At 46.3% G+C, this 18,966-nt stretch carries 11 protein-coding genes; 8 read left to right on the top strand and 3 right to left on the bottom strand.

Features of this window, described 5'->3' with window-relative positions:
* The first annotated feature begins 3 nt into the window (after positions 1-3).
* Positions 4-909, top strand: a complete 906-nt coding sequence (locus AC58U0_RS27545; protein WP_497382060.1) for a cation diffusion facilitator family transporter — start codon at positions 4-6, stop codon at positions 907-909.
* A 115-nt stretch (positions 910-1,024) separates the two neighbouring features.
* On the opposite strand, the gene AC58U0_RS27540 is transcribed toward AC58U0_RS27545, so the two are convergent.
* Positions 1,025-2,674, bottom strand: a complete 1,650-nt coding sequence (locus AC58U0_RS27540) for a PhoX family protein (protein ID WP_497382059.1) — start codon at positions 2,672-2,674, stop codon at positions 1,025-1,027.
* A gap of 227 nt (positions 2,675-2,901) precedes the next feature.
* Here AC58U0_RS27540 and AC58U0_RS27535 point away from each other — a divergent pair, with 227 nt between their 5' ends.
* From AC58U0_RS27535 to AC58U0_RS27525, 3 genes are read left to right on the top strand one after another with little or no spacing between them, the layout of a single operon-like run.
* Complete coding sequence (locus AC58U0_RS27535; protein ID WP_497382058.1) at positions 2,902-3,918, top strand: phage tail protein; 1,017 nt, start codon at positions 2,902-2,904, stop codon at positions 3,916-3,918.
* Positions 3,919-3,931: 13 nt separating this feature from the next.
* The gene (locus AC58U0_RS27530; RefSeq protein WP_497382057.1) at positions 3,932-4,462 is read left to right on the top strand and encodes a phage tail protein; all 531 of its coding nucleotides are present in this window, start codon (positions 3,932-3,934) and stop codon (positions 4,460-4,462) included.
* 41 nt (positions 4,463-4,503) lie between these two features.
* Positions 4,504-11,769, top strand: a complete 7,266-nt coding sequence (locus AC58U0_RS27525) for a cadherin-like beta sandwich domain-containing protein (protein WP_497382056.1) — start codon at positions 4,504-4,506, stop codon at positions 11,767-11,769.
* Positions 11,770-11,881: 112 nt separating this feature from the next.
* Here the strand turns inward: AC58U0_RS27525 and sleB are convergent, their stop codons facing one another.
* Together sleB and acnA are read right to left on the bottom strand one after the other, a co-directional pair.
* Positions 11,882-12,538 (bottom strand): spore cortex-lytic enzyme, encoded by a 657-nt coding sequence (sleB, locus tag AC58U0_RS27520; protein WP_497382055.1) that lies wholly within the window; start codon positions 12,536-12,538, stop codon positions 11,882-11,884.
* Between the two features lie 228 nt (positions 12,539-12,766).
* Positions 12,767-15,484 (bottom strand): aconitate hydratase AcnA, encoded by a 2,718-nt coding sequence (gene acnA / locus AC58U0_RS27515; RefSeq protein ID WP_497382054.1) that lies wholly within the window; start codon positions 15,482-15,484, stop codon positions 12,767-12,769.
* Between the two features lie 195 nt (positions 15,485-15,679).
* Here acnA and AC58U0_RS27510 point away from each other — a divergent pair, with 195 nt between their 5' ends.
* From AC58U0_RS27510 to AC58U0_RS27495, 4 genes are all read left to right on the top strand, one after another.
* Complete coding sequence (locus AC58U0_RS27510; protein WP_497382053.1) at positions 15,680-16,699, top strand: amidase domain-containing protein; 1,020 nt, start codon at positions 15,680-15,682, stop codon at positions 16,697-16,699.
* 39 nt (positions 16,700-16,738) lie between these two features.
* Entirely contained in the window at positions 16,739-17,887 is a 1,149-nt protein-coding gene (locus AC58U0_RS27505) for a D-alanine--D-alanine ligase (RefSeq protein ID WP_497382052.1), read from the top strand.
* A gap of 6 nt (positions 17,888-17,893) precedes the next feature.
* Positions 17,894-18,211 (top strand): hypothetical protein, encoded by a 318-nt coding sequence (locus AC58U0_RS27500; RefSeq protein WP_497382051.1) that lies wholly within the window; start codon positions 17,894-17,896, stop codon positions 18,209-18,211.
* Positions 18,212-18,600: 389 nt separating this feature from the next.
* On the top strand, positions 18,601-18,918 hold the full coding sequence (locus AC58U0_RS27495) for a hypothetical protein (RefSeq protein WP_497382050.1): 318 nt from the start codon (positions 18,601-18,603) through the stop codon (positions 18,916-18,918).
* Positions 18,919-18,966 lie beyond the last annotated feature (48 nt).

Genomic DNA, 18,966 nt, shown 5'->3' with positions numbered 1-18,966 from the left:
GTGATGAATAAGACAGCCTCGATGCTGGCGATCTGGATCAGTCTTGCCAGTAATATCGTGCTGACTGCCATCAAAATCATCGTCGGCCTCAATTTCAAAAGCCAAGTGCTTATCGCCGACGGCATCCATAACGCGGGAGATGTCATTGCGACCGCAACAGCTTATAGCTCGATGCGCGTCTCCTCCAAACCAGCGGATATTGATCATCCTTATGGGCATGGCAAAGCCGAGGTGCTCGGAGCCTTCATTGTCGCTATCATCCTAGGTGGAGCAGCCATTTATATGGGCTACCACTCTATTCATGCGTTATTTGAGCCTGCTGGAGAGGCACATATTATTGCATTTATCGCGGCGATTATCTCGCTAGTTTGGAAGCAAATTCTTTATATCTATACGAAGCGTATCGGCCAAAAGGTCAATAGCAAAGGATTAATAGCCACTGCGTATGATCATTTAGCCGATGTATATGCTTCGATTGCGGCTTCTGTAGGCATAGGTTTGGCTTTAATTGGGGATCACTATGGCTATAGCATATTAGCTTTTGGCGACCCCGTTGCTGGTATCATCGTTTCTTTTTTAGTGCTGAAATTAGCTTACGAAATGGGCAGCGAATCTTTCGACATTCTCATGGAGCGCAGTGTAAGTACGGCATACATTGAACAATACGCGGCATTGATCCGATCTGTCCCGGAGGTCAAACGGATTGACCGCTTGCGCGCCCGCGAGCACGGTCATTACATATTAGTTGACGCCAGATTGGCTGTTTCGGGCAAATTAACCATCCAAGAAGGCCATGACATTAGCCGCCTTATTAAGAAAAAGATCAAGGAAGCGCATAGTGATGTGGATGAGGTGCTGGTTCATTTGAATCCTTGGTATGAGGAGTCTACTGAATCAGGCGGTGACTGATTGAGACTAAGGTGACAGATATACTTTTAAATAAACAAATAAAGGCCGAGTTAAGGAGATTAATTCCTTTAGCTCGGCCTATTTACTTATTTTTCGGGGGAAATGACTTAGGGAGTTAGAGCAAAGAACGTGTAATGACGACAACGGCGGAACGCGGATCTTTCTTCCCAAAACGATGCTGCCATTGGCTGGTTGGGGTATTGGTTCCAGCGCCGGAAGCGCCTGGATGGTTTACCGCTATAAATACTGTAGCTTGATTATCGGTAAAGGATAGACCACTTAAAGCAGCTTCCGTTGGAGCAGATGCATATTGCTTTGTTTTTTGGGCGGAGCCTGTAGGATGAATCAGATAAAGTCCGTTGTTTTTGAATTCAGACCATGCTCCAGTGTTCAATCGCTCAGGTGAAATATTTGAAGCTACCCAGAGATTGCCGCTATTATCGAAGGTCAAGCTGCCAGGAGAACTGAAGCCGCTTTGGCGTCCACCAGCAATAAATGTTTCGAACGCAAATGTTTCTCCCATGCTCTCTTTCAATCTGATGATATGCCCGTGAAGGTTACCACGGCTATCGTTCTGTGTACAAGCGATGAATACATTATGATTTGTCGGATGAACGGTAACTTCAGCGGGACGGTCGCAAGGAGTAGCGCCAACAATCACTGCAGCTTCACGAACGGATGTCAGAACGTCGCTCTGGGATTGAAACTGCTTGAGAAGCGTTTCTTTGGATTTATTAAGACTTTCGGGAACTTGATAAGTGAGTCGGTTCAATTGCTTCCGAACATTATCAATGGATAATTCAATCCAACGACCTTGGATTAAGTCAGCAGAATAGAGTGAACCTTCGCTCAAAAGCTGAGCATTCTTCTTGTCATTGGCTTCGGACCACTTGCCCGTACTTACGAATTTATAAATAAAGCCGTCTGGCGAATCTTCACCCATGTAGACGACGACTTGGTTGTCGGCAGTTAAGGTCATCGCTGTGCTGCCATGATGAAAGCGTCCGAGCGCGGTATGTTTGACAGGCTTGTTGTTCTTATCAAAAGGATCAACTTCGACGACCCATCCATAATGGGAAAGCGCCAGTCCAGCATCGCGACAGGTTGATTCGAAAAGATTTTCGCAAGTAAGTTGGGTGTTCCATAAAGTCTTTCCACCGCCGCGGTTAGCTAGCGTGCCTTGTACAAGTGTTGCACCGCTAACGGCATTGGAACCTCTAACAGGTCCAGTTAGCTCGATAGGCGTTAACCCGGAGATGCGGTGGGCAATGGTCGAATCGGATACGAGTTTCCATTGACCAAAGGTGTCTTTTTTCAGGTGTAGGACAGAACCACCTTGTTCGTAAAGCAGCTGCTTCTGCTGTTCCCATACTACAGCTTTCGAACGATCTAACATCCATGAATATCGAGCAGATTCGTGATTAACCCATAATAAGGCTTCAGAACTAGATCCAGGGAATGGAAAAAAGGATGTGTAGCTGTTGTTAAAACCTAACGTATCGCCAGTTTTATTAATAATATCGCCATATGCTGCTAAAACGTTATACGAGAATCCATTAGCTAGAAGCAATTGATCCGTATCGGCTGCTGTATGTAAGGTAGGGTTAAACGTTTCCGGTAATTGGTCATAAGCATTGACATCGGAGGCGGCGCTAGCCTTGGAACTAAAGGAGCTTAGACCAGAATAAGCAGCTGCGAATGAAGCAGCACTAGTTCCTAAATATTTCAAAAAATGTCGACGAGACAGTGTCTTATTTGATTCCATTTCGTGTTTTCCTCCGAATCTTAGGCATTTGTAATAAAGATAACACATAATCTATGAAATTGAATGATTTTTCCAAAAGTTTTTGCTAGAATAATAGTTAACTAGGACTAAAATAAATCGACATAATTTGTCATACTTCGCAGGGATGAACTTAACTCAAGATCGTCCCTCATTTGCGTGTACGCAAAATGTATTAGATAGCAGTGATTATAGGAGGAGGAAATAAGATGGGACAGCCTTTTGTTGGCGAGGTTCGTATGTTCGCAGGTAATTTTGCCCCGGCTGGGTGGGAGTTTTGTAGCGGGCAGTTGTTACCAATTAGCGAAAACGAAACATTATTTAATTTGATAGGAACGACATACGGTGGGGATGGTCAGAGTACGTTTGCTTTACCGGATTTACGAAGTAGAGTTCCACTACATCAAGGAAACGGATTTATACTGGCAGAGACTGGCGGAGTGGAGAATGTAACTTTAACTGTTAATCAAATTCCTGCTCATGCTCATAAAGCCAACGTATCCTCCAAATTCGGCAGTACGAACAGTCCGGAGGGTACCGTAGTTGCCAGATCGACCTTAAATCAATTCACGGATTCTGTAGTGACGAAAGGTTCTATGGGAACCGCATCCTCTATAGGAAACTCCGGAGGGAGCCAACCACACAGCAATGTACAGCCGTATTTGACCATTAACTATATTATTAGTTTATTTGGAATCTTTCCTAGTGAGAGTAGTAGTGGTGCTGGGGACCCTTTTTTAAGTGAGATTCAGTGGGTTGCATTTAACTTTGCTCCTAAAGGATATGCTCTATGCAACGGACAAGTATTACCGATTAACCAAAATCAAGCTTTATTCTCGTTGTTAGGTACAACGTATGGAGGAAACGGTCAAACTACCTTTGGTCTTCCGAATCTACAGGGCAAAGTGCCGATTCATGTAGGGAATGGTCATACCTTGGGAGAAACGGGCGGAGCGCAAGCGCATACGTTAAGCTTAAGTGAATTGCCAGCTCATCAGCATTCCCTTAATGCCAATGGCAACCCACTAACCCCGGCTACATCCCAGACTGCTCAGGGCAATACATTTGGGGTGACCTCTGCCAGTTCATATGCGTTCGTGCCGGACGACGTCTCTGATACCGTGATGACGAATGTTGGCGGCAGTCAAGCACATCTGAACATGCAGCCTTTTCTAAGTTTGACCGCTATTATCGCTTTGACAGGTATATTCCCAAGTCCAAATTAAGGAGAGAGATACTATGGCTTCATTACCATTCGTTGGGGAAATTTGCATATTCCCATTCAATTTCGCACCTAAAGGGTGGGCATTTTGTGATGGGCAACTTCTATCCATCTCGTCAAACACGGCGTTATTTTCATTATTGGGAACAACTTACGGAGGAGATGGGAAAAGCACCTTCGGCCTTCCGGATTTACAAGGCAAAGTGCCGATGCACCCTGGACAAGGTCCGGGATTGTCACTGTACGACCTTGGTCAGACAGGCGGATCGGAATATGTCACACTGATTCAATCTGAAATGCCTGCTCACTCTCATTCTCTTCAATATGGAACATCCGCGGGGTCGCAAGAGTCGCCATCGGGTCAAATTTGGAAGGACGCGGGCGGACGGCGCGGTGGGGCGGCTTATACAAATTTAGTTAATACGGTGGCAATGGGGGCGGAAGCGATTAAGTCAGTGGGTGGCGGCCAACCACACAATAACATGCAGCCTTACTTGACACTTAATTTTTGTATTGCCTTACAGGGTGTGTTTCCACCTCGAACTTAAGGTTGGGATGTTTTTTTTGAGACGGAGAGGAGTCTGGGGATGTGATTCATTCGAGGAACGGGTTTGCGCATATTTTTTTGAATTATAAATACATAAGATTTGTCCTGTTAGGTTTAATATTATTTGCGGCTGCGTGTATAGGGTTTGCTGGTTCGGCACATGCAGCGACTTTCAACGTGACAACACCAGTAGATTCAGTGGATAGCACTCCAGGCAATGGGACTTGTGCGGATAGTAATAATCAATGCTCGATTCGAGCGGCATTAATGGAAACAAACGCACTTGCGGGAGCTGACGAAATTAACATACCGGATGGCACCTATACGCTGACTTTGGGGCAGCAGTTGGAGATTAAGGATCAGGTTAAGTTAGTAGGAAACAACCCGCTATTTACGATCATTCAAGCGTCGGCAAGCAGTGCGGCAGCAGCATCTCATCGTGTACTTGAAATTAATCCATTACTAAATGGGACAGGATACGATGTGACTATACAGGGCTTAACGTTTCGTCACGGCAAAGCACCGGATAATAACGGATTTGGAGGCGGAGGGATTGGCGGCGATATCGGGGACAAGTCACTGATCATCAGCAATTCCGTTATTGAGAAAAATATCGCTTCAGGAGAAGGGTTCGGAGGCGGTCTGTTTGTATCGGGTTCCCCTTTAGGAAAAGTCAAACTGACGGATGTTGTCTTTGACAATAATACGGCAGGAGATATAGCTTCGGTAAATTACGGCTCAAGAGGCGGCGGTATTTACTTGGAAGGTGACATGAGTCTAGAGATGTCTAGCCTCACGATTCAGGACAACACATCCTACGGTCTTGGTGGGGGTGTTGCCATCGTTTCAGCATCTTCGTCTTTACGAACGGTTACATTAGATTCCAGTACGATAACTGGAAATAAAGCAAAAAGTAAAAGCGGCGGTGTTGAAGGGCGCGCTGGGGGGCTTTACCTAGGGACTCCGGCAGTTATTACGAAAACAAATATTTTGAACAATACCGCTGGCGGTGATGGAGGCGGATTGGTTTTAGACTTTTTTGCTGGTTCTGTGTCATTAGCTGATGTAAACGTGACAGGAAACACCGCTGTTCGTGGAGGCGGGATGTTCATCAATGCGAATAAAGCGCCAAGCTTAACGAATACTTCCATTAGCGACAACACGGGAGGCGATGTAGCTGTTAATCCGGATGGGACGGATATGCAGGTTACAATTGCTCCGAAGGCTGCTCCTGCCGGTACCTTCTCGCAAGGAAAGAGCGGTGCCCACTATTTGGTTACAGCACGAAATAACGGTAAAGTACATACAAATGGAATGGTTACGGTGACGGTTACACTGCCAACGGGGCTAACAGCGACTAGCTTAGTAGGAACCGGATGGTCGTGTACTCTGGGAACTCTGACTTGTACGCGTTCAGATGTTCTGAATGGTGGAGGCAGTTATCCTGATATTGATGTGACTGTCAATGTCGCAACAAATACGGCGCGTTCGGTGACAAGTACCGCTAAGGTATCCGGCGGGGATGAGCTAGATGTGAGTAACAATACGGGTTCTCATGTTACGACAATTTTGAGTAGAGATGCGACTCTAAGTGGGCTTGCTATAACCGCTTCGACGCTAAAAGAAACATTTGCATCCGGAACAATAGCTTATACGGCTGATGTTTTATATGCAATCAATTCAATAACTACTACTCCAACTGTAAATGAATCTCATGCAACAGTAAAAGTGAACAACACTAATGTGATTAGCGGACAACCAAGTGGTTCTTTGGGACTCACAGTAGGTAATAATAACACTATTACAGTGCTTGTTACCGCGGAAGACGGAACCACACAAAAGACATATACGATAACAGTGACTCGTTTACCTAAATCAACTAACGCTAAGTTGAGCGATTTGAAGGTGGATGGCACAAGCATAACAGGCTTTGCATCTGGCACATTGGGCTATACGTTGAATGTCCCGAATGCGACGACAGCGATCGTGGTGGCAGGAACGAAGGCAGATGCAACGGCCAATGTAGTCGTGTCTGGTGGTAGTAATCTGGTCGTAGGTAATAATACGGTTACGGCGACAGTTACAGCAGAGGACGGAACAACGGTGATTACTTACACTGTGACCGTAGTCAGAGCGAAGAGCAGCAATGCAAGCTTAAGTGACCTCAAGGTGAACGGCACAAGCATAGCAGGCTTTGCGAGTGGCACGTTTGGTTATACAGTGAATGTCCCGAATGCGACGACAGCGGTTGTGGTGGCGGGGACGAAGGCGGATGTGACGGCAAGTGCAATCGTGTCTGGCGGCACTAATCTGACCGTAGGTAATAATACAGTCACGGTGGTCGTGACAGCTCAAGACGGAACGACGGTGGTTACATATACCGTGACCGTAGTCAGAGCGGCGAGCAGCAATGCAAGTTTAAGTGATCTCAAGGTAGACGGAACAAGCGTAGCAGGCTTTGCGTCAGGCACGTTAGGTTATACGTTGAATGTACCGAATGTGAAGACAGCAGTCGTGGTGGCGGGGACGAAGGCTGATGCAACTGCCAATGTGGTCGTATCTGGAGGTAGTAATCTGACCGTAGGTAATAATACGGTTACGGCGACCGTGACGGCTGAAGATGGTACGACGGTGAATACTTACACCGTGACCGTAGTCAGAGCGGCCAGCAGTAATGCGAGCTTAAGTGACCTCAAAGTGGATGGCACAAGCATAACAGGCTTTACTTCTGGCACATTGGGCTATACGTTGAATGTTCCGAATACGACGACAGCGATCGTGGTTGCAGGAACGAAGGCAGATGCGACGGCCAATGTAGTCGTGTCTGGAGGTAGTAATCTGGCCGTAGGTAATAATACGGTTACGGTGACAGTGACAGCAGAGGACGGAACAACGGTGATTACATATACCGTGACCGTAGTTAGAGCGGCGAGCAGCAATGCAGGCTTAAGTGACCTAAAGGTAGACGGCACAAGTATTGCGGGCTTTGCGACTGGCATGTTGGGTTATACGTTAAATGTCCCGAACGCGACGACAGCGGTCGTTGTCGTGGGAACGAAGGCAGATGAAACGGCTAGTGTAGTCGTGTCTGGTGGCAGCAATCTGGCCGTAGGTAATAATACGGTTACGGCGACCGTGACGGCTGAGGACGGAACGACGGTGATTACTTATACTGTAACCGTAGTCAGAGCGGCGAGTAGCAATGCGAGTTTAAGTGACCTTAAGGTTGACGGAACAAGCATAGCAAGTTTTACGTCTGGCACATTGGCTTATACGGTGAATGTTCCGAATGCGACAACATCAGTCGTGGTAACGGGAACGAAGGCAGATGCGACGGCAAGTGTAACGGTGACAGGTGGCAGCAATCTGACCGTAGGCAATAATGCAGTCACAAATACGGTGACGGTCACGGTGACAGCAGAGGATGGCATTACGGTGAATACGTACACCGTAACGATAGTTAGAGCGGCTAGCAGCAATGCGAGCTTAAGTGACCTGAAAGTAGACGGTACTAGTATCGCAGGCTTTGCGAGTGGCACGGTAGAGTATACGGTGAATGTACCGAATACGACGACAGCGGTCGTAGTGACAGGGACGAAGGCAGATGCAACGGCCAGTGTAACCGTGTCTGGTGGCAGTAATTTGACCGTAGGCAATAATAATACGGTTACGGTGAAAGTGACAGCTGAGGATGGAACGACGGTGATTACCTACACCGTGACAGTAGTCAGAGCGGCGAGCAGCAATGCGAGCTTAAGTGATCTGAAAGTGGACGGCACGAGCGTAACGGGCTTTGTATCAGGCACGTTGGCGTATACGGTGAACGTTCCGAATGCGAGGACATCAGTCGTGGTAACGGGAACGAAGGCGGATGCGACGGCAAGTGTAACGGTGACAGGTGGCAGCAATCTGACCGTAGGCAATAATGCTGTCACAAATACGGTGACGGTCACGGTGACAGCAGAGGATGGCATTACGGTGAATGCGTACACCGTAACGATAGTTAGAGCAGCTAGCAGCAATGCGAGCTTAAGTGACCTGAAAGTAGACGGTACTAGTATCGCAGGCTTTGCGAGTGGCACGGTGGAGTATACGGTGAATGTACCGAATGCGACGACAGCGGTCGTAGTGACGGGGACGAAGGCAGATGCGACGGCAAGTGTAACGGTGACAGGTGGCAGTAATTTGACCGTAGGCAATAATAATACGGTTACGGTGAAAGTGACAGCTGAGGATGGAACGACGGTGATTACCTACACCGTGACAGTAGTCAGAGCGGCGAGCAGCAATGCGAATTTAAGTGACCTGAAAGTAGACGGTTCTAGCATCGCAGGCTTTGCGAGTGGCACGGTGGGGTATACGGTGAATGTACCGAATGCGACGACAGCGGTCGTAGTGACGGGGGCGAAGGCTGATGCAACGGCCAGTGTAACCGTGTCTGGTGGCAGTAATTTGACCGTAGGCAATAATAATACGGTTACGGTGACAGTGACGGCTGAGGACGGAACGACGGTGATTACCTACACCGTGACCGTAGTCAGAGCAGCGAGTAGCAATGCAAGTTTAAGTGACCTGAAAGTAGACGGCACAAGTATAACAGGCTTTGCGTCTGGTACGTTGGGTTATACGGTGAATGTACCTAATGAGACGACAGCGGTCGTGGTGACAGGGACGAAGGTTGATGCAATGGCCAATGTCACAGTGACTGGAGGTAGTAATCTTGCCGTAGGTAATAATGCGGTTACGATTAAAGTCCTAGCAGAGGATTTGACAGAGCAGACCTACAGCGTGAACGTAGTCAGAGCGGCGAGTAGCAACGCGAGCTTAAGTGACCTGAAAGTAGACGGTACAACCGTAACAGGCTTTGTGTATGGCACGTTTGATTATATTGTGAGTGTTCCAAAAACAACGACATCTGTCATTGTAACGGGAACAAAAGCCGATTCGACGGCGAGTTTAATCGTGTCCGGCGGTAATAATTTAAACTTTGGTAATAATACTGTCACGATCGAAGTGACAGCAGAAGATACCACTACCGTGAAAACTTATACTGTGACGGTAGTACGCCAGAGTTTATCTGCGAATGCCAATTTAAGCGACTTAAAGGTAAACGACACGAGCGTTACAGGCTTTGTATATGGTACTTTGGACTACAGTATGAATGTTCCAAATGCGATGACATCAGTCGTAGTAACGGCAACAGTGGAAGATTCGACTGCAAGTGTAACCGTAGTTGGCGGTAACAATCTGATCGTAGGCAATAATACAGTCATGGTAACAGTAACAGCTGAGAAGGCCACGGAGCAGAAGACGTACACCCTTACGATAGTTCGAGCGCCTAGTAGTAATAAGATCTTAAGTGATCTTTTGGTGGATGGCACGAGCGTAGCAGGTTTTACATCAGGTACTCTCTATTACGAGGTTAATGTTACAAGTGCAGTATACAGTGTGACTGTTACTGGAATTGTTTATGATCCTTCAGCATCTCTTAAAATTAACAATGTCAGCGTATCGAGTGGCCAACCTAAGACGATCGTTCTACAAGAAGGACTTAATACGGTTGATATTAAGGTAACACCTCAAGACTTAACAAAAGAAGAAACATATACGATCAATATCAAACGCTTAGGTAATGCGGAACTAACGAATCTCACTGCGAGCGGAGTGATTCTAACACCGGCATTTAACCTAGGAACATTGACTTATAATGGAACCGTCCCTTATGAAATCGGCTCTACAACAGTGACTGCCTCCGTGTATGATCCCAAAGCCACTCTAACCATAAACGTAAACGACGTGGTAGTGCAGTCAGGCGTCAATAGCTGGCCGATTAATTTGAATGTGGGTACAAACACGATTAAGGTTATTGTTACTCCCGAATATGGTGTTCCACAAACCTATACCATTGTCGTAACTCGCCAAGCACAAGTATCAAACGACTCGGGTTCAGGTTCACCATCATCTCCATCTCCTGTTCAGATCAATCTGAACATAGGGGATAAAGGAACCACCGTTCCGATCGAGTTGCAACGGGAGCGTACGCCAGATGGTAGGGTTATCGATAAGGTTGTCATAACACCGAACATTATTAAACAATCGACAGAAGGGGCGCCGGGAAGCGATCAGAAAACCTTGAGACTGGTTATCCCGCAACTTCCAGAAGGCAGCGATGAGTTTAACGTCAATATCCCGAGGAATACTTTGCAGGCTTTGGGTGAAAACGGCTTGGCACTTAGTGTCGAAACAGACCAAGTCCAAATCACAATTCCAAAAGAAACGGTTACAAAAGCGTTAGAATCAAAAGAAGATTTATATGTCCGTCTTGTTCCGATCCGAACAGATGCAGTAAAACAGGAAACAGAGAAGCGAGTTCTTAATGCACAAATTGTAACCAAAGCTGCAGGAAGTGGAAAAGTAGTCCTTCTTGGATTGCCGATGACTATTGAAACGAATTTGAAGAACCAGGAGTCGAGATTAAACTTCTCGTTCAAAGGGATTAAAATCCCATCAGATTTAAAAGAAAGAAATGAGTTCTTATCCTCTCTTGGTGTGTATATCGAGCATAGTGATGGAGAGAAGGAACTAGTTAATGGTATTATTAAATACGATGCAAAAGGTAATCCGGTAGGCATTGAGATCGTCATTACTAAATTCAGTACCTTTAGTATGATCCAGATTCAGAAGAAAGTAATCGATACGATTTCCTACAAAAGTTGGATTGAAGGTTATCCGGATGGAAAGTTTAAACCCAATCAATCGATTACACGCTCAGAAGCAGCAAGTATTTTTGTAAAAGCTTTAGCTTTGACTAAACAGCAGAATGGTTTACAGAAATTCAATGATGTTGCAAATAATTACTGGGCTGCTGACGCCATTGGGCAGGTGCAAAACGCTGGCTTGCTAAGTGGATATCCAGATGGATCATTTAAGCCGGATGCACCGATTACGAGAGCTGAGCTAGCAACGATTATCGTTAGGATCAATAAGCTCAATTTGGTTAACAATGCTCAGTCTTTTACGGACATCCAAGATCATTGGGCAGCCAGCTACATCCAAGCAGCGAAGGTTGCCGGATTGATGTCAGGTTACGAGGATGGTTCATTCAAACCGGATCAACGATTGACACGCGCAGAAGCAGTGAAAGTAATTAATACGCTTCTGAAACGCCCTGCGCCTAAGTTTGATAAGAATATCTGGACGGATGTTACCAAACAGGATTGGTTCTGGTTGGATATACAATCAGCCTCGGAATCTTTCAGTAATACGCGTTATGAAGATGGCAGCAGCAACTCGGTAGTTATCCCGTAACAAAAAATATAAAAAATCCTGCTAGGCTTAAAGCTTAGCAGGATTTTTTATCTAAATTCTGTAACTCATATTTAAATTGTTATATTCGCCGCGCATAGCTTTTCTGTATTGATTACCTAGCAAAAATATGATGCCCAATCCGCACAGTCTGCGGACGTGACCAGATCCATTTGCTCGTCGCTGTATCGGGATTAAAATAGTACAGGGCACCCTTGGTAGGGTCCCAGCCGCGAACAGCATCCTGTGCTGCCATGTAGGCTGTCGAATCCGGCTTCAGCCAGTACTGGCCGTCACTAACGGCAGTAAAAGCCCCAGGCTCAAAAATAATGCCTTGGATAGAAGTTGGGAACTTACTAGATTGTAGACGATTCATGACAACGGCCCCAACGGCTACTTGTCCTTCATAGGATTCACCGCGAGCCTCGCTGTAAATCACCTTCGCCAACATATCCAATTCAGCTTGATTCACTGAATAGTTGCGTAAAGCCTCCCATGTTTTTGCTCCAATCATGCCGTCAACGGTTAGACCATAATTATATTGAAAATTGCGAACAGCAGCGGCCGTAATCGGACCATATTTGCCATCCGCAGATTGCTGATAGTAGCCTAAAGTCTCGAGACGGAACTGAGCGTCCCAGACATCACCGTTTTGACTGCCTTGCTTCAATGTAGTTGCTGCAGAAGCCGGCAGGCTCCATTCACTTACGGTAAAACCTAGACCCATTGAAGCTAACAGCACGACAAGGACGAGTTTTTTTATCAACTTCATCTTCATCTCCCCTTTCGTCCTATCAGTATAGGTGCCGAGGAGGGGAGGCTCAACCCGCAGTATTTGGAAATGTACTCCAAACGCTTGGCGCTCTAAGGGAATTTAGCTTGTAAATATGGCTCGAAAATTGTTGATTTGGTCTTTTTATAAAAAAAAGTCCGAGACCGCCATTTAAGGCAATCCCGGACTTTTGCTGTGTGTAATGCGTTTTGTGTGTGTTTTGCTGTATTAGTTTTTCTCAGAAATGATTTGACGAAGAACGGTTTGTAGGATACCGCCATTACGATAGTAATCTACGTCAACCATGCTATCCAAACGTACAAGTACATTGAACTCGAAAGTTGTTCCATCTTCACGAGTAGCCGTTACTTTTACAGTGGAACCCGGTTGTACGTCGTTGCTCAAACCTGTGATATCGAATGTTTCACGACCTGTGATACCTAGTGTTTTCCAACCATTTCCTTCAAGGAATTGAAGTGGAAGAACACCCATACCAACAAGGTTACTGCGGTGAATACGCTCGAAGCTTTCCGCGATAACGGCTTTGACGCCGAGTAGGAAAGTACCTTTTGCTGCCCAGTCACGGGAGCTTCCAGTTCCGTACTCTTTACCCGCGATAACTACGAGGTTTTGGCCTTCAGCTTGATACTTCATGGAAGCATCGTAGATGGATTCAACTTCGCCAGTTGGCAGGTAAGTCGTAACGCCGCCTTCTGTTCCTGGTGCCACTTGGTTACGAATACGGATGTTCGCGAACGTTCCGCGCATCATTACTTCGTGGTTACCACGACGGGAACCGTAGGAGTTGAAGTCTTCTTTTTTCACACCATGGTTAATCAGGTATTGGCCTCCAGGGCTGTCAACTTTGATGTTACCGGCAGGGGAGATATGGTCCGTTGTAACGGAATCTTCCAAGAGTGCTAATGTTTTGGCATTGCGAATATCTGCGATATCATCCAGAACCGTACCCAGATCCGTGAAGAAAGGAGGCTCTTGAATGTACGTGGATTTGTTGTCGAACTCGTACAGATCGCCTTCCGGAATTGCGATTTGATTGAAACGCTCATTCGCACGGAATACGTTGCTGTATTTATCACGGAACATGTCAGCACTCATTGCAATCGCAAGAGCTTCTTGAATCTCTTGGTTTGTAGGCCAAATGTCTTTGAGGTAGACAGGTTGATTGCTGTGGTCGTAGCCGATTGGATCGTTAGCCAAATCAATGTTTACTGTTCCTGCAAGTGCATAGGCAACAACAAGCGGAGGTGATCCCAGGTAGTTTGCTTTCACTTGAGCATGTACACGGCCTTCGAAGTTACGGTTACCGGAAATAACGGCAGCCACAGTCATGTCGTTGTCGATGATGGCTTTGCTTACTTCTTCTGGAAGCGGACCGGAGTTACCGATACAAGTTGCGCAGCCGTAACCTGCAACGTGGAAGCCAAGTGCTTCTAGAGGCTCAAGCAAGCCTGCTTTAATCAAGTACTCGGTAACAACCAGGGAACCTGGTGTCAATGAGCTCTTAACGAAAGCTGGTTTTCTCAAACCGCGAGCTACCGCTTTTTTCGCCACAAGTCCGGCACCTAGCATAACGCTCGGGTTCGATGTGTTTGTACAGGAAGTGATTGCCGCGATGACAACTGAACCTGTGCCCATTTTAACAGTTTCGCCGTTTGGATAAACAACATCAACGACTTCTTCGATTTTCTCATCGGTAAGGCCATAGCCGCCTTTGTCGATAGGTGTACGGATGATGGAGTTGAAAGACTCCTTCATGTTCGTAAGCTCAACACGGTCTTGCGGACGTTTAGGTCCAGCTAAGCTTGGTACTACTGCGCCAAGATCAAGTTCAATTACATCAGTGAACTGAGGATCTGGTGTGCTGTCTGTACGGAACATACCTTGTGCTTTGTAGTAAGCTTCTACGAGTGCGATTTGATCTGCGTCACGACCTGTACTTCTCAGGTAGTTCAACGTTTCGTTATCGACTGGGAAGAAACCGATTGTTGCGCCGTACTCCGGAGCCATGTTCGCTACTGTTGCGCGGTCAGCCAAGGAGATGTTGCTCAGACCAGGACCGAAGAACTCAACGAATTTACCAACAACGCCTTTTTTACGCAAAATTTGTGTAACAGTCAGAGCCAAGTCAGTTGCTGTAGCGCCTTCTGCCAGGTGACCTGTCAATTTGAAACCAACAACGTCTGGAGCTACGAAGTAAAGCGGTTGTCCAAGCATACCGGCCTCAGCTTCAATACCGCCTACGCCCCAACCTACAACACCAAGTCCATTGATCATTGTCGTGTGGGAATCTGTACCTACGAGGGAATCCGGGTAAACAACCGTTTCGCCATCGATCGTTTTCGTAGCTGCTACGGAAGCCAGGTACTCCAAGTTAACTTGGTGAACGATACCTGTTGAAGGTGGAACAGCACGGAAGTTATCGAATGCCGTTTGTGCCCAACGTAGGAAACGGTAACGCTCTTCGTTTCTTTCGAACTCTAGGTTAATGTTGTAGTCCAGTGCATCCGGGGATCCGAAAGCATCGACCATAACAGAGTGGTCAATAACAAGGTCTACAGGAACGAGTGGGTTGATCCGTTTAGGATCTCCGCCTTCACGAGCCATCGTCGCACGCATTGCCGCAAGGTCAACAACGACGGGAACGCCTGTGAAATCCTGAAGAACGATACGAGCAGGAATGAAAGGAATTTCTTTGTTTTCATCGCGGCCTTCAGCCCAACCAGCGATTTGTTTAACGTGTTCACTTGTAATGGCACGACCGTCGAATTGACGAATAGCGGCTTCGAGCAGAACGCGAATGGAGACAGGCAGATTGCTAACGGTACCGTGGCCTTGATTTTCAAAGTCAGGAAGACTGTAATACTGGAACGATTTCGTTCCCACAGTTAACTGCTTACGCACAGAAAAAGAGTCCTTATTGGACATGGGTAATTCCTCCTCAATAATATTGATCATTCATTGGTTTCATCTAGTGAAACTCAATTTCATTAATCCCTCTACATTAAGTATAGCGTTTCGCTGTGTATGAGTAAAGATTAATTTCAATCATTTTTACCGTCAAAATGTCATATATTGAATCAATTCAAAGCAATTCGGGCTCGTCCTAAGGAGGATACCAAGATGTCCTGGAAAACAGCGCTCTATAACTATGTTCACGCAAAGAACCAGGCAGAGATCGAAGGCTCTGCTGCACCTATGGAAGCTTATGTCTCAGACAGCGCTTATGTACGGAAACAGGATGTCAAGGTGCGTAGGCTCCTGAACAGTTACCGCGACCGTGATGCGAAATTGCTGCGTGGAGAAACAAAGCTGCGTCTTACTGGTGTTAAAGAATCGCCACAAGTGATTATCGCGGATATCCAATTACATCGGTTTCTAAACTATCGGATTGGGTCCATCGAACACCTAGAGGAACGTATTGAACCTGAACGTGTGTTCATTGATAGCGCGGCGAACCGCTGGCAGGTCCGATACACAGAACCTCTCCATGGAGAAAAGTCGCTTCCGAGCAAGCAGCGAGGCGTCTTTTTGCCTGATTATGAAGGTTTTGTGGATGGGCTTCGCAGAGCGCCCTCACTACCTTATATTAATCATAGTATACTCAACAGCAGTGCTCAGGAATCAGCTACTCGCAAAATCATTTATAATCGTGCCAAAGTGGTCCAGTATGCAGAAACTTGGTGGCAAACCCCGAATCCGAAATACGAGGAATTTGAAGTCGACTGTACGAATTTTGTATCGCAATGCCTCTTTGCAGGCGGGGCTCCAATGGACTATACTGGGAAAAGGGATTTGGGCTGGTGGTATGCTGGCAAAAAAGGCAATCAAGAGCTTTGGAGCTTTAGTTGGGCTGTTGCCAATAGCCTGCAAACATTCCTCTCCCATAGCCGCAGAGGTCTGCAAGGGCATGCGGTCAATGATCCGCGCGAGCTTCAACCGGGAGATACAATTAGCTACGACTGGGATGGCGATGGCCGCTTTCAGCACAATACGATTGTGATAGGCAAAGATGCTAACGGGATGCCGCTGGTCAATGCGCATACATATAATAGCCGTAATCGCTATTGGGCTTATAAGGATTCACCTGCTTGGACAGAGAGGACGAAGTACGTTTTCGTTCGGGTCGCTGATCAGATGTAAATAGGAAGAGGAAATGCAAATACTAGACGGAGGTACGTAATGAGCCGCAAAATACGAATTGGACTAATTTATGGGGGGAAATCCGGAGAGCATGACGTGTCCCTGCAAACAGCATTGGCGGTTATGAAAGCTTTGGACTTCAATAAATATGAGATCACACCGTTTTATATATCCAAAAAAGGCGAATGGAGAAGCGGTGCCCCCCTACTAGGTCCGGCTGAATCCAAGGAAGTACTGACATTTAGTAGTGGAGTTACCGCTGCAGCCGCACCTGTTTCCAATGCTTTGGCACCCATATTCGGGTCCATTCAGACAAAAGGGGATGTGGCTATAGCTGCAACGAATACAGCTGGCATGAAGGATACAGGCTTAGATGTTATTTTCCCGCTTTTACATGGCACATTCGGTGAAGATGGGACCATTCAAGGATTGCTTGAAATGGCGAACATTCCATATGTAGGTGCAGGCGTGCTTGCATCAGCTGTCGGGATGGATAAAGTCATGATGAAGAAGGTTTTCGCACAAGAAGGGCTTCCACAGTGTATTTTCCGTCATTTCACACGTACCGAGTGGGAAAAGAACCGTGCATATCACCTGATCGAGCTCGAAACGGCTATCGGATACCCGTGCTTCGTGAAGCCGGCTAATCTAGGCTCCAGTGTCGGTATTTCCAAAGCAAGAAATCAAGAAGAATTAATTAAAGCGGTCAATTTCGCTTTCCAATATGATCGAAAAGTTATTATTGAAGAGAATATCGACGCCCGCGAGATTGAAGTTGCCGTTTTGGGCAATGATGAACCTATTGCTTCGGTTGCTGGTGAAATCGTGTCCTCGAACGAATTTTACGATTATAAAGCGAAATATATGGACGGCAAATCAGCGATGGTTATTCCTGCAGACATCCCAGAAGAAACGTCCGAGCAGATCCGACAACTGGCGCTTCAAGCATTCCTGGCTGTGGACGGCAGCGGCTTATCGCGTGTTGATTTTTTCCTAGGCAAAATCGATCAGAAGATCTATATCAACGAAATCAATACGATGCCGGGCTTTACACCATTCAGCATGTACCCGCTGCTATGGAAAGAAACCGGTAAACCATACACAGAACTTCTCGATGATCTTATTCGTCTAGCTATCGAACGGCATACAGCGAAGCAGAATATCCAATATTCTTTTGATGTGGAGTAGATGCAAATGGGATTTCAAACCGAGTTCAATTCAGTCTGCAAGTTTAAGTCCGCGCAGGAGCTTTATGAGCTTCTAGAGTACGGCCGCGGCAAAATGGTGAAGAGCGGCTTCCGCGTCTTCCCAACCGGTCAGAAGGTCATTGCTTACACGCCCGATAATCAGGCGATTGCCATTGTACGAATCGTCGCCTCCATTGCGGAAATCAATTTCCAAGGAGAAGAAGTGACGCAAGTGGAGATGGAACTCATTCGCCGTCTGACGGAAGAAGAGTCACGGATTCAAACCGCACTTGCTTATGAGATGTTTTTCGGTGAGCAAGGATAGAGTAAATTAGAAGACATCGTCCGATAGGGATGGTGTCTTTTTTTGTAGGCATTCCTAGAAAGAGTCTTCTTATAGAGCGAACCTTTTTTTTAAAGCATGGATGCTGATTTTGAACCTCAAAGATGATTTGAGCATCGCTACCTCGATAGAAGCGTCTCATGTTTGTGAGCGCGGGCTTAACTGAGTTGTCGACATGAGGCTGCAGCCGAAATAGTCCATTTTCCGCTCCGTAGTAATGTTTTTCATCACTAACATTTGCACGATAGGTTAGGTACCTCCACGCCAAAAGTCACTCTCTCCATAGGTACTACAAGAACTTAGTACTTATTCTAACTAGCTTGAAGAACTACAATGTACTTAGTAGATATTCAGATTGGAGTGTGAAAAGGATGAGACAAACGTTCTTGACGGACAGGAAGTTTATTGCCTATTGGCTTTTCAATATTGGCTTAGGTATACCAACTCCATATGTACTTATTTATTTGATCTTTGGGTTTTATGGCTTTATGTCGCCTCCAACGATGCAGGCACGGTATATGGCTGCGGGGGTACTTTGCGTCTACTTGTTGGTGTGGTTTGTCGGAAACTATATGTGTTTGCGAAAAGAAGATCGAGGCACCAAGTTCGGTATGTTAGCGTTAAGCCTGCTGCCACTGGCGATTTCGTCTTTTATCAGCTTCAAAATCATAGCATCCATCTCATCCTAAATTAGGTTAGTTGTGTATGTGCTGCTCCTCCAAAGGGTACCCTATAAA

The sequence above is a fragment of the Paenibacillus sp. J31P190 genome (assembly GCF_059692075.1).
The sequence above is the reverse complement of the archived record's forward strand: the minus strand, read 5'-3'. Positions and strand labels throughout refer to the sequence as shown.